This window comes from Streptomyces sp. PA03-5A (assembly GCF_033792725.1).
Lineage (GTDB): Bacteria > Actinomycetota > Actinomycetes > Streptomycetales > Streptomycetaceae > Actinacidiphila.
In genome coordinates this window covers 51,170-63,536 of the sequence record NZ_JARAVL010000027.1, presented here as the reverse complement: position 1 = coordinate 63,536, position 12,367 = coordinate 51,170, and the positions used below count along the sequence as shown (strand labels likewise).

Genomic DNA, 12,367 nt, shown 5'->3' with positions numbered 1-12,367 from the left:
CCGTCGCGTCGCGCCCGTTTCCCCGGGCCCGTCACGCGGGGGCTGTCACGCGGGGCCCGTCACGCGGGGACCGCCCGCTCGCGGGCGGTCACGAAGCCCACCACGGCCTCCGCGAAGCGGCCGGGCTCCTCGATGTGGCCGAAGTGCCCGCTGTTCTCCAGGACCAGCAGCTCCGATTGGGGGATCAGCTCGTGCAGTTCACCGGCCCAGCGCATCCCGCAGACCACGTCGTACCGGCCCACCACGACCAGCGCCGGCACGGTGAGCGCCCCCAACCGCCCGCGGTCGTCGACGGCATCGGGGACCAGGTCCTCGCCCAGCCCCGAGATGTGCGTGCCCGACACCGCGGCGCTCAGGGGCGCGAACTCCTCCTCCCGGCCCCAGTAGTCCGCGAAGTAGGCGGGCAGCAGCCCCTTGAGGACCGCCGTCATACCCGCGTCGTCGGAGATGGCGGACACCTTCTGGAAGGCTTCCAGGACCTCCGGCAGACCGGGGTGACCGGCGTGCCGGGCGGCGAACTCCTCGACCATGCGCATCGCCTCGGCGCCGTGCTCGGGGCCGGTGACCGGCGCGCTGTCGTACAGGACGATCCCGGCGACACGCGCGGGCCGGTGCAGCGCGTGGTACTGGACGACGAAGCCGCCGTGCGAATGCCCCAGGAGGTGCACGCGAGGGGCGCCCAGGTGGTCGACGAGCGCGTCCAGGAACCGGCTGTAGCGCTCACGGGTGTAGCCGTGCGGGTGCGAGGGGAGACGGCCCGAGCCGCCGGTGCCGACCGGCTCCGGGTAGACGACCGTCAGGTGCCGTTCGACCTCGGGCATGCGCAGGTACTCCCAGAACACGCCCGGCCCGCCGGAGTGCGCGATGCACACAGGTCCGGTGCCGTGGACGTGGTAACGCTGGGCCACCCCGTCCACCTCGAAGGTGTGGGTGCCGGGGGACAGGGGGTCGATCAGGGGGGTGGGCATCGGTGCTCCGTATCCGGGAGGTGTCGAGGACACCGACAGGACGCGGGGCGGCACGGGAAGTTCGATCGCCGGCGAGTGACGGTCGTCACAGCCGGGCGGCGGGCCGGCCGCGTGTGCGCGCAGGGGCCGGTCGGCCCCGTCCTGCGGCGGAAATGATCCGTGTGGCCCCTGCTGCGGCAGTGCCGGCGCGTGCGACGGTCGTCGGACAGGGAAGGGAGCACGGCCATGAGCGGCAGGGCGGTGTTCTGGCGCTGGCGCCGCAATCCGCTGCGGCGACGGTCGGATGTCCTGGAGGCCTGGACGGGCGTGGCGGCGGCCCTGCTGATCGCCCTGGGGGCCCCGGCGGCCGGGGCGGCCACGGCGGCCGCGGTGGAGCAGTCCGAACTGCGGCGGAGCCAGGGCACCCACCTGGCGACGGCCGTCCTCACCGAGGACGCCGCGAAGGCCGTGGAGAACCCGTACACCGGCTCCATCGGAAAGGTCCTCACCACCGTCCGGTGGACCGCGTCCGACGGCTCCGCCCGAACCGGTCAGGCCCGAGTCGAACCGGGCAGCCCGGCGGGTTCCACCACGTCCGTCTGGCTGGACGCGGACGGCCGGCTGCAGCAGAACCGGCTCACCCCCGCGCAGGCCGAGGCCCAGGGCGTCGTCTTCGGCTCGGTCGCCGCCGCGGGCGCCTGCGCGCTGGTCCTCGCCGGGCGCTGGGTCGTCCGCCTGCGGATCGACCGCCGGCGCGCCGCGGCCTGGGGCCGCGAGTGGGAGGAAAGCGGCCCCTCATGGGGCCACCGCAGGGCCTGATCCCCGACGGCCCCCTTGACCGGCGCACGGGGCCCGGACGTCGGCCGGCGCCGGGGGAAGCAGGGGACGGACGACGGGCGGGGAGGACGAGGAGGCGCGGTGAGCGGTCTGGTGGTCGTAGGAGCGGACGGCTCGGCCTCGAGCCTTGCCGCGGTGGAGACGGCGGCCCGGGAGGCCGCATGGCGCGGCGCCGGACTGAGGGTGGTGCACGCCTTCCTGTGGCCGGCCATGCACGTGCCGCTGGGACCGCCGGCCCTGGGCCCGTCCGAGGGCGGCCTGCGTAACGCCGCGCAGCGGGTGGTGGCGGAGGCCGTGGAACGCGCCGGGCGCACGGCACCGGACGTGGACGTCACCCACGCCGTCGTGACCGGGGAACCCCTCACCGTGCTGGAGGCCCAGTCGCGCGCCGCGGAACTGGTCGTCGTGGGGTCCCGCGGCATGGGCGGCTTCGTCGGTCTGATGCTGGGTTCGACGGCGGTGCACCTCGCCGCGCACGGCCAGTGCCCGGTCCTGGTGGTCCGGGAGCAGCCGGCCGCCGGCGGTCCGGTCCTGCTGGGCGTCGACGGTTCCCCGGCCGGCGCGGACGCCGTCGACTTCGCCTTCGCCGAGGCCGCGTTGCGGGGCGCCGAACTCCTTGCCCTGCATGCGTGGACCCCGTGGCACACGCCCGTACCGCCGCCCCAGGACCCCGCGATGCCCTACGCGAGCGAGCCGGGCGAACTCGCCCGCACCGAGGAACGCCTGGTGGCCGAGACGATCGCGGGACGGCGGGAGCGCCACCCCGGGGTCGCGGTCCGCACGAAAACGGTGCGTGGCGCGACCCGCGAGACCCTCATCGAGGAGAGCCGGACCGCGCAGCTGCTCGTCGTCGGCGCACGCGGACGCGGCGGTTTCTCCGGGCTCGTGCTCGGCTCCGTCAGCCAGGCGGTCCTGCACCACGCGCACTGCCCGGTCGCCGTGGTGCGCGGCTCCGCCGCCGGACGGTGAGGGCGGTGCGCGGGCGCTGCATGTTGGGGCGCCCGGGGTGCTTCGCCGGGGCGCCCGGGTCCGGCAGGTCGTGGTGGTGGCCCGCGCAGGGCCGGCCGTACGCGCACCCCGCAGGGCGGCCTGGCCGTCCGCACCGGGCGCGCTGCCCTGCGCCCGGCCGTGCAGCCCTGAACGTGCGTTCGGCGGGCGGCGGCCGGGGGTGCTCGGGCGGTCGGCGGTGAGGAACCTCCTCAGCCGACCAGGATGCGTCGCCCGGTCACGCTGGCCGGGACGACGCGGATCCACAGGTCGCGGTCGCCGCCCGCCCAGGGGCCGGCGTACTCGCGCTCCGCCAGCCGGCGCACGGTCCCCGGATCGGTGACGGCGGAGGCGACACCTCGGACGAGCACGCTCCAGCCCTGGCTGAGGGCCTCGTCGACCTGGTCGACCTCGAAGGCGCACCTGGTGTCCGCGGCCGCCGCGGGCGTGGCCCCGGGATGGGTGCGGAAGGCGATCACGCCCTCGGTGACCGTGTAGTTGACCGGCAGGATCGCCAGCCCGTCGGGCGTGTCCAGCCCGATCCTGCCGACCCCGTGCGTGGACAGCAACGCCCAGCACTCCCCGGGGCCGAGTTCCACCAGTGACGCCCGGCCCGCCGCGCGTCCCCGGCCGGGCGGCAGCTCCGCCTCGCCGCCGCTCAGCGCCGACACGCTCGTCCCCAGCGCCGTGGCCAGCCCGTGCAGGGTGGAGCTGCCCGGCGCCGCGGTCGGCTCCTGCTCCACGTACCGCAGATAGCCCGGGGCGATGCCGGCGCGTTCCGCCGTCTCCTCCAGGGACAGGCCCAGTTCCTCCCGGCGGCTCGCGATCCGGCGCCCGATGTCCCCGGCCGCGGCGGCCGCGTGCTGCTGCGTCATGACCGGTCACGTCCTTCCGTACGTCGCGGATGCGTCCCCTCCAGGGTCCCGCGGTCGGCGCGGCGCCGCCGCCGGGACGGCGTCCGGGCCGGACCGGCGGCACAGGCAGGGCCGCCACCCCCCGCCACCGCGCCGGTAGACGACCCGTACGCTTGATCACAGCGGTGACCTGCTCCCACCGTCCCGGGCGGCGCATCCTTCGCCCATGGGCCGGTCGGCCCCCGTACGGGCCCGGCGGGCCCCTGCCGGAGGCCCGTCGCCGGCGGGAAGCTGGGGGCGAACAGCCCCCGCCCTTCGTCCCGTTCGCCAGGAGGCACGTCATGTCCCGTACGGTCACAGCCGGTCTCGACGGATCGCCCGAGAGCCGGGCCGCCGCGGACTGGGCCGCCCGCGAGGCACTGCGCCGCGGACTGCCCCTGAGGCTCGTGCACGTGTACGACTGGCAGCCGTACGCGTCCGCCTACGCCCCGCTGGCCGGGGCGGTGGCAGCGGTGGACCCCGACGCCCAGCGGCAGTGGGCCGAGTCCGTGCCGCGCGACGCCGCGGACGAACTCGCCGGGCGTCACCCGGACCTGGAGATCTCCGCCGGGGTCGTGAGCGGGCAGCCCGCGGCGGCCCTCGCGGCCGCCGCCGAGGAGTCGGAGCTGCTGGTGCTCGGCTCCCGGGGCCTCGGCGCCCTCGCCGGTTTCCTCGTCGGCTCCGTGGCCTCCGCGACCGTCGCGCAGGCCGTCCGCCCGGTCGTCCTCGTACGGGCCGGTGAGACGGGCGAGGACGAGCACCGCCCGGACCTCGACGGGCTGGTCTCGGAGTACACGCCCTTCCGTGAGGTGGTGCTGGGCATCGACCTGGCCCGTCCCCACGACGATCTGCTGGCCTTCGCCTTCGAGGCCGCCGTGCTGCGCGGGACGGGCCTGCACGTCGTCCACGGCTGGAACCTGCCGGGTTCCTACGGCTACAACCCCGCGGCGATCGCCCTGGACCTGGAGCACGAGCTGACCGACGCCCAGGCGAAGGCGCTCACCCAGGCGCTGGCGCCGTGGCGGGCCAAGTACCCCGCCGTGGAGGTCGTGGAGCACTCCCTGGTCGGCGGGGCGGCGCACCACCTGATCGAGGCGGCGGCCGACGCCTCACTGGTCGTCGTCGGCCGCCGTGTCCGGCGCGCGGCCGCCGGCCTGCACATCGGCCCGGTGACCCATGCGGTGCTGCACCATGCCAAGGCGCCCGTGGCGGTCGTCCCGCACGACTGACGGTCGCCGTCGTTACGCCCAAGGCCGTCCCGGGTCAGCGGGCGGGGCGGCCCACCGCGTCGATGAGCGCCGTCTCCTCGTCCGTCAGCCGCAGCGCGCCCGCCGCCACGTTGTCGGCCAGGTGTTCCGGATCGCCGGTCCCCGGGATGGCGAGCACGTGGTCGCCCTGCGCGAGCGTCCACGCCAGCCGCACCTGCGCGGGCGAGACACCGTGGGCGGCCGCGACGGCGAGCACCGCGTCGCTCTCGGCGCCGCCGGCGCCGGGCCCCTGCTCGCGGCCCCCGCCGGCGATGGAGAAGAAGGGCACGAAGGCGATGCCCTGGGCGCCGCACTCCCGCAGCAGGTCGTCGCTCTCGCGCGCGTCGACGCCGTAGCGGTTCTGGACGCACACCACGGGGGCGATGGCCCGTGCCTCGGCCAGGTGCTCGGGACGGACGTTGGAGAGGCCCAGGTGGCGGACGAGCCCGGCCTCGCGCAGCTCGGCCAGGGCGCCGAAGTGCTCGGCGACGGAAGTGCCGCCCATGAAGCGGAGGTTGACCAGGTCGAGGTGGTCGCGGCCGAGCTGCCGCAGGTTCTCCTCGACCTGGCCGCGCAGCTGGTCGGGGCGGGCGGCGGTGGCCCACTCCCCGGAGGCGTCCCGTGCGGGCCCCACCTTGGTGGCGATGACCAGGTCCTGCGGGTACGGCGCCAGGGCCGAGTTGATGAGCTCGTTGGCCGAACGCAGCCGTGAGAAGTAGAAGGCGGCGGTGTCGATGTGGTCGACGCCGAGCTCGACGGCGCGGCGCAGCACGCCGATCGCGCGCTCCCGGTCGCTGGGCGTGCCGAGGTGGAAGGCGGCGCTGCCAGTCAGCCGCATCGCGCCGAAGCCGATCCGGTTCACCTTCATGTCGCCGAGGAGCCAGGTGCCGGCGGCGGCCGCGGAGATCCTGCCAGTGGTCATGGGTGACTTTTCCTTTCGCCGGCCTGGAGTATCCCCCAGCGCTTTCCGTCGCCGGTGAGCGGCCGGGATGGCCACCGCCCCTCTCCATTACTTGAACGATTCAGTATGTGACGGGCAGGAAGATACGCGGCGGCGGGCACCGCGACAAGGCGCCAGACACCGGAAGCCGCTTTCCCGCTCCCGGGGGGCGGCTCGTCATCGCACTATCGTCCCTTGTGCAGGGGTTTGTGGCGGTCCGTCGACAGCGTGGCCCGCACAGGCCATGGTTTGGGCTGCCGCTCTTGACGGTCTCTGCGGAGTCATCCTAGGTTGCCGATGGCTCTAAAAACGATTCATTCGCTCTCAGGCCAGTGGCCGGGCATCGGGCTGCCCGGCAACCGCGTTCCACGGCCGCATGCCGCCGGCCAACCGCCGACCGGTGGTACTCCTCCGCGCCCGGAAGGAGTTCCGAGAATGTCCGCACCACCTCCGTCACGGCCGTCCCGCCGGAACGTGCTGACCGCCGGCGTCGCAGCGGCCGCGACCCTTACGGCTGCCACGCAGGCCGTCCAGGCGACCCCCGCCGCCGCCGCGCCGAGCGCCCCCGAGCCGACGGGCGCCGTCGGGAGCCGGCCGGTGCCCGCGGCGCGTCCGAAGCTCGACCCGCTGCCGCTGTCCGCCGTGCGCCTGCTGGACAGCCCGTTCCTCGACAACATGCGGCGCACCTGCGCCTACCTGCGCTTCGTCGACGTCGACCGGCTCCTGCACACCTTCCGCCGCAACGTCGGACTTCCCTCGTCCGCCGAGCCCTGCGGCGGCTGGGAGGCCCCGGACGTCCAGCTGCGCGGCCACACCACCGGGCACCTGCTGTCCGCGCTCGCCCAGGCCCACGCCCAGACCGGCGAGGCGGACCACGCCGACAAGGCCCGCGTCCTCGTCGCCGCACTCGCCGAGTGCCAGGCGGCCGCGCCCGCCGCCGGGTTCCACGACGGCTACCTGTCGGCCTTCCCCGAGTCGGTCTTCGACAGCCTGGAGGCGGGCGGCAAGCCCTGGGCGCCGTACTACACCCTCCACAAGATCATGGCCGGGCTGCTCGACCAGTACACCCTCAGCGGCAACCGGCAGGCCATGACCGTGCTGCTGGGGATGGCCGCCTGGGCGGACGCGCGGACCGCGCCGCTGCCGCACGAGCGCATGCAGTCCGTGCTCAAGGTCGAGTTCGGCGGGATGAACGACGTGCTGACCCGTCTCCACCTCGTCAGCGGCGACCCCGCACATCTGCGCACCGCCCGCCGCTTCGACCACGAGGAGCTCTACGCGCCGCTCGCCGCCGGCCGCGACGAACTGGCCGGTCGTCACGCCAACACCGAGATCGCCAAGGTCGTCGGCGCGCCGTTCGGCTACGAGGCCACCGGGGAGCGCCGCTACCTCGACATCGCGCGCACCTTCTGGCGCACCGTCGTGGAGCACCACACCTACGCCATCGGCGGCAACTCCAACCTGGAGTTCTTCGGGCCCCCGGACGAGATCGTCAGCCGTCTGTCGGAGAACACCTGCGAGAACTGCAACAGCTACAACATGCTCAAGCTCGGCCGGCAGCTCTTCCTGCACGAGCCGTCCCGCACCGCCTACATGGACCACTACGAGTGGACCCTGTACAACCAGATGCTGGGCGAGCAGGACCCCGACTCCGAGCACGGATTCGTCACGTACTACACCGGGCTGTGGGCCGGCTCCCACCGGCAGCCCAAGGGCGGGCTCGGCGCGGAGCCCGGCAGCTACAGCGGCGACTACGACAACTTCTCCTGCGACCACGGCACCGGTCTGGAGACCCACACCAAGTTCGCGGACAGCATCTACTTCCGGTCCCGCGACGCGCTCTACGTCAACCTCTTCATCCCCTCCGAGGCGGACTGGCGGCCCCACGGGGCGCCGGACGGGGTGACCATCCGGCAGCACACCGTCTCCGAGGACACCGTGCGCATCACCGTCGCCGAGGGCGGCGGCCGCTTCGCGCTCAAGGTCCGGATACCGGGCTGGCTGGCGGACGGCCGGGGGCGGGCCCGGGTACGCGTGGCCGGACACCCCTACTCCGGCCGCGTCGAGCCCGGCACCCACCTCACCCTCGACCGGTGCTGGCGGGCCGGGGACACCGTCGAACTCACCCTGCCCCGCGAACCCGTGTGGCGCCCCGCGCCCGACAACCCGCAGGTGCGCTCGGTGTCGTACGGTCCGCTCGTGCTGGCCGGCGCCTACGGCCCGAAGGAACTGACCACCATCCCCGGGATCCGGCCGGAGTCCCTGCGGCCCGTGCGCGGCGGCGACGGCGCGTTCACCGCCGAGGCGGCCGGCGGCGCGGTCACCCTGAAGCCGTTCCACCAGGTCCACCACGAGAACTACACGGTCTACTGGGCGGTCGCCCCCCGCGCCGGCCGCGAGCGCGACGTCGCCCGCTACCCCCTCGACGAGGGCACGGGCACCAGCGCCGCCGACGCCACCCGGACGTTCGCCCCCGCGACGCTCACCGCGGGCGCCTCCTGGACCGCGGACGGGCCGGTCGGCCGGACCGCCGTCGCCCTCGACGGCGCCGGGGGCCACGTCGCCCTGGCCCCCGCCCTGCCCGCCGGGCTGTCCGAACTGACCGTCAGCATGTGGGTACGGGTGGACGTCCTGGTCAACTCCGCCCGCGTCTTCGACCTCGGCTACCACAAGGACACCTATCTGTTCCTCACCCCGCGCACCGGCGCGGGACGCGCCCGGGCCGCCCTGAAGATCGCCGGCATGGAGGCCGAGGACGTCATCGACGCCGCCGCACCGCTGCCCACCGGCCGCTGGACCCACGTCGCGCTCACCCTCGGCGACGGCGCCGGCATCCTCTACGTCGACGGCGCCGAAGCCGGCCGCAACGCGGCGATGGCCGCGAGCCCGCTGCTGCTCGGCACGACCACGCACAACTACCTCGGCCGCTCGCAGAACCCCACGCACCCCTACCTCACCGGTGCGGTCGCCGGCTTCCGGCTGCACAACCGCGCCCTGGCGCCCGCCGACGTCGCCGCCCTCGCGGCCCCCTGACACGGCCGGCGCGAGCGCCCCGGCCCGCCCACCCGCTTGCACCCGCCCTCACCTCACGGAGTACCGCCATGCCTGAACTCCCCCTGTCCAGACGCCGTTTCGTGGCCGCCGCAGGGATGACCGGAGCCGCGCTCGCCTCCGGCCTGCCGCTCCCCGCGTACGCCGCGCAGCAGCACCACGGTGCGACGGGGACGACCTGGTCGCCCGCCCGCTTCGCCGACCCCGCCAGGGACAGCCGCCCGACGGTCTACTGGTACTGGAACGGCCCCGTCACCCCGGAGCTCGTCGACGCCCAGATGGCGGACCTGCGGGACAAGGGGATGTACGAGGTCGTGCTCTTCCCGTTCGACAACGCGGAGATGCAGCCGGTCTTCTTCAGCGAGGAATGGTTCGCGATCGTCGGCCACGTCCTGCGGACCGCCGAGAAGACCGGCATGCGGGTGTGGATCTTCAACGACGACCACTTCCCCAGCGGACGATCCGGCGAGTACATCGTCAAGGGCGGCCAGGTCGGCTCACGCACCTACGAGCCCCGCCCCGACCTGCGGCTGAAGGCCCTGTGGCGGTCCAGCACCGTCGTCTCCGGACCCGCCACCATCGACCTGCGCACCACCACCGGCGTCGGCGTGGACACCACCTCGCTGGTCGCCGACGCCGCGGTCCTGGGCGGCGCGGCCGTGCTGCGCGGGGGAGATGAGTGGCGCGACTACACCGTCACCGGCAGCGCCCGGGCCGACCAGGTGTCCGCCGGGCTCGTCGTACGCGCCGCCGCCGACGGCACCGCGGGCTACGCCGTCGAGTTCGACCAGACCGGCGTGGTCACCGTGTCGCTCCTCGCGGAGGACCGGGACCCCGTCGAGCTCGCCCGCTCCATGCGCACCGACGGCTTCAACAAGACCAAGTTCCACACCCTCGCCGTGACCGTCAGCGGCTCCACCCTGACCGTGACCCTCGACGGCAAGGCCAAGGGCACCGTCACCGACACCACGCACCCCGCCGGCGGCGTCGGCGTCCGTGCCACCGGGACGCAGCGCGCCCTGTGGGCGAGCCTGGTCGTGACCGCGGCCGACGGCACCGCCCTCTACACCCGGACCGCCTTCGGCGACCCCGCCGCCGCGGGCGACTTCCCCGCCCGGATCCCGCCCGCCGGCGCCGCGATCCCCGCCGCGGCCGCCGCCCGCCCGGTCGGCGCCACCTCCAGCGACCAGGTCGTCGAACTCACCGGGGAACTCGGTGAAGGCCGCACCTGGCGCGTCCCCGAGGGCGACTGGCTGATCGACGTGTTCGGCGGCACCCCGCTGGTCGACGACTCCCAGGGCTACAGCCGCAGCTACGTCGACCTCCTCGACGACGAGCCGGTGGAGCTGTTCCTCGACATCGTGCCCGGCGAGTACCACCGCAGGTTCGCCCGCTACTTCGGCAACGTCATCCCCGGCTTCTGGGACGACGAGCCGTTCTTCGCCTCCGCCGAGGCGCACTTCAAGCGCCTCCCGTGGTCGCCCACCCTGGCCGCGGCCCTGCGGAAGGCCGGCACCGAGCCCGGCACCGCCTACGCGACGGCCTTCGACGACCTCGGCCGTACCGGCCGCATCACCCGGGGCCGCTACTGGCAGGCCGTCTCGGACCGCTTCGCCGGCTACTTCCGCAAGCAGTCCCAGTGGTACGCCGGGCGCGGCGTCGCACTCATCACCAACCCGCTGTACGACGAGACCTCGCCCTCCAAGCGGATCGTCTCCACCGGCGACCTGCACAAGGTCCACCAGTGGGCGCAGGTGCCCGGCGGCGACATCATCACCGCCGAGTACGTGGCGGGACAGCCCACCATGATCCCCCGCAACCCGGTCAGCGTCGCCCACCAGATGGGCCGCGACCGGGCCCTGCTGGAGTGCTTCGGCAACATGGGCTGGCAGGTCGCGCCCGACTTCGTACGGGCCCTGGTCGGCGCGAACGCCGCCCGCGGCGTCAACCTCACCGTGCTGCACGCCCTGTGGACCGACGAGCAACGTGTCTTCTTCCCGCCGCCGTTCGGGCCGCGCGCACCCTGGTGGTGGGCGATGGAGCCGATCGCCGACTGGATCGGCCGCGTCATGGAGGTCGCCCGCGGCACCTCCGGCGCCCGCACCGCCCTGATCCAGCCGCAGCGGGCCGCCGAGCAGTGGCGCGGCACCACCCGCCAGGGCGAGGTCGACGGCGCCTTCACCGACGCCGCGTACGCACTGGAGAGCGCCCAGGTCGACTTCGACCTCGTCCACGAGGGCGCCCTCTCCGGGGACCCGGAGCTGCTCGCCCACGCCCGCGTCCACCAGGGACGGCTCGTCGTCGGCGAGGCCGGCTACGACCTGGCCGTCCTCCCCGTCACCCCGACCCTCGACGCCGCCGCCGTCACCCGCCTCGAGGCCTTCGCCCGGCAGGGCGGCACCGTCGTCGCCGTCGGCACCCTGCCCCAGGAGGACGCCGGCGGGCGCGACCGCAGCCTGGAGCGCGCGCTGAACGGCCTCTTCGGCGACACCGTCCCCGGCAGCCACCGCGTCGGCGCGGGAACCGCCGTCCGCGTCGCGGACTCCGCCGCCCTCGGGGACGCGGCACGGGAGGCGGGAGTCGCCGCGGCCGTCCTCGAACCGCGGGCGCCGGCCGTACGGGTGCTGCGCACCACGCGCGGCAAGGACGTCGCCTTCCTCCTCAACAACGAGAGCGCCGCGCAGGTCGACACCGTCGCCGTGCTCCCCGCCACCGGCGCCCCCGAACTCTGGGACCCCGTCACCGGCACCGTGCGCCCCGCGCCCGTCCACCGGGAGCAGAAGCACGGTGGCATCCGCCTGCCGCTTCGGCTCGCCCCGTACGAGACCCTCGCCGTCGTCGTGCGCGCCGGCGCGAAGGAAGCTCCGCACCTCACGGACAGCACCCTGCCCGCAGCGTCCATCGCCTCCGTCAAGGCCGCCGGCCAGACCCTGCGCGTCACCGCCGTCCTCGACGCGCCCGGCGACCACGTCCTCACCGGCACCGACGGCGGCCGCACCTACCGGGGCACGGTACGCGTCACCGACCCGCTCGCCCCGCTCCCCGTGGCCGGCGACTGGACGCTCACCCTGCAGCGCGCCGGAGCCACGCCGGTCACGGGCCCGCTCGGCAGCTGGACGACCGTGGAACCGCTGTTCTCCGGCAGCGGCACCTACACCACCGAACTCGTCCTCGACGCCGGGACGCTCGACGGCCGGGGCTTCCGCCTCGACCTCGGCCAGGTCAGGGAGGCCGCCTCGGTCGCCGTCAACGGAACCGAACTGCCCCCGCTGCCATGGGCCCCGTACACCACCGACGTGACGGAGCTGCTGCGCCCGGGCCGGAACACCCTCACGGTGCGGGTGTCCAACACCCTGTCGAACGAGCGCAACAAGCCCCTGCCGTCCGGACTCCTCGGCCCGGTGACCCTGCGCCCGTACCGCGAGGTCACCACCACCCTGCGCCGGATCTGACGTGCCGTCCCCC

At 74.7% G+C, this 12,367-nt stretch carries 8 protein-coding genes; 5 read left to right on the top strand and 3 right to left on the bottom strand.

Annotated features, from left to right (window positions below):
- Positions 1 to 59 precede the first annotated feature (59 nt).
- On the bottom strand, positions 60 to 968 hold the full coding sequence (locus tag PV410_RS29785) for an alpha/beta fold hydrolase (RefSeq protein WP_500328860.1): 909 nt from the start codon (positions 966 to 968) through the stop codon (positions 60 to 62).
- 225 nt (positions 969 to 1,193) lie between these two features.
- On the opposite strand from PV410_RS29785, the gene PV410_RS29780 reads away from it, so the two are divergent.
- Both PV410_RS29780 and PV410_RS29775 read left to right on the top strand, forming a co-directional pair.
- Positions 1,194 to 1,766 carry an Rv1733c family protein gene (locus PV410_RS29780; RefSeq protein WP_500328859.1) on the top strand — a complete coding sequence of 191 codons (573 nt, stop codon included), beginning with the start codon at positions 1,194 to 1,196 and terminating at the stop codon, positions 1,764 to 1,766.
- A gap of 99 nt (positions 1,767 to 1,865) precedes the next feature.
- Complete coding sequence (locus tag PV410_RS29775) at positions 1,866 to 2,753, top strand: universal stress protein (RefSeq protein ID WP_500328858.1); 888 nt, start codon at positions 1,866 to 1,868, stop codon at positions 2,751 to 2,753.
- Between the two features lie 230 nt (positions 2,754 to 2,983).
- Here the strand turns inward: PV410_RS29775 and PV410_RS29770 are convergent, their stop codons facing one another.
- Positions 2,984 to 3,646, bottom strand: a complete 663-nt coding sequence (locus tag PV410_RS29770) for a helix-turn-helix domain-containing protein (RefSeq protein ID WP_500328857.1) — start codon at positions 3,644 to 3,646, stop codon at positions 2,984 to 2,986.
- A gap of 320 nt (positions 3,647 to 3,966) precedes the next feature.
- Between PV410_RS29770 and PV410_RS29765 the strand changes: the two genes are divergently transcribed.
- Positions 3,967 to 4,893 (top strand): universal stress protein, encoded by a 927-nt coding sequence (locus tag PV410_RS29765; protein ID WP_500328856.1) that lies wholly within the window; start codon positions 3,967 to 3,969, stop codon positions 4,891 to 4,893.
- A gap of 34 nt (positions 4,894 to 4,927) precedes the next feature.
- Here PV410_RS29765 and PV410_RS29760 read toward each other — a convergent pair whose 3' ends face one another.
- Positions 4,928 to 5,833, bottom strand: a complete 906-nt coding sequence (locus PV410_RS29760; RefSeq protein WP_500328855.1) for an oxidoreductase — start codon at positions 5,831 to 5,833, stop codon at positions 4,928 to 4,930.
- 453 nt (positions 5,834 to 6,286) lie between these two features.
- On the opposite strand from PV410_RS29760, the gene PV410_RS29755 reads away from it, so the two are divergent.
- Complete coding sequence (locus PV410_RS29755; protein ID WP_500328854.1) at positions 6,287 to 8,884, top strand: glycoside hydrolase family 127 protein; 2,598 nt, start codon at positions 6,287 to 6,289, stop codon at positions 8,882 to 8,884.
- Between the two features lie 68 nt (positions 8,885 to 8,952).
- Complete coding sequence (locus tag PV410_RS29750) at positions 8,953 to 12,354, top strand: glycosylhydrolase-like jelly roll fold domain-containing protein (protein WP_500328853.1); 3,402 nt, start codon at positions 8,953 to 8,955, stop codon at positions 12,352 to 12,354.
- The last annotated feature ends 13 nt before the right edge of the window (positions 12,355 to 12,367 follow it).

What these genes read in the sequence shown, in the direction of transcription:
- PV410_RS29785 (WP_500328860.1), bottom strand. Translation starts at nt 968, where the DNA reads ATGCCCACCCCCCTGATCGACCCCCTGTCCCCCGGCACCCACACCTTC.
- PV410_RS29755 (WP_500328854.1), top strand. Translation starts at nt 6,287, where the DNA reads ATGTCCGCACCACCTCCGTCACGGCCGTCCCGCCGGAACGTGCTGACC.
- PV410_RS29770 (WP_500328857.1), bottom strand. Translation starts at nt 3,646, where the DNA reads ATGACGCAGCAGCACGCGGCCGCCGCGGCCGGGGACATCGGGCGCCGG.
- PV410_RS29765 (WP_500328856.1), top strand. Translation starts at nt 3,967, where the DNA reads ATGTCCCGTACGGTCACAGCCGGTCTCGACGGATCGCCCGAGAGCCGG.
- PV410_RS29750 (WP_500328853.1), top strand. Translation starts at nt 8,953, where the DNA reads ATGCCTGAACTCCCCCTGTCCAGACGCCGTTTCGTGGCCGCCGCAGGG.
- PV410_RS29760 (WP_500328855.1), bottom strand. Translation starts at nt 5,833, where the DNA reads ATGACCACTGGCAGGATCTCCGCGGCCGCCGCCGGCACCTGGCTCCTC.
- PV410_RS29780 (WP_500328859.1), top strand. Translation starts at nt 1,194, where the DNA reads ATGAGCGGCAGGGCGGTGTTCTGGCGCTGGCGCCGCAATCCGCTGCGG.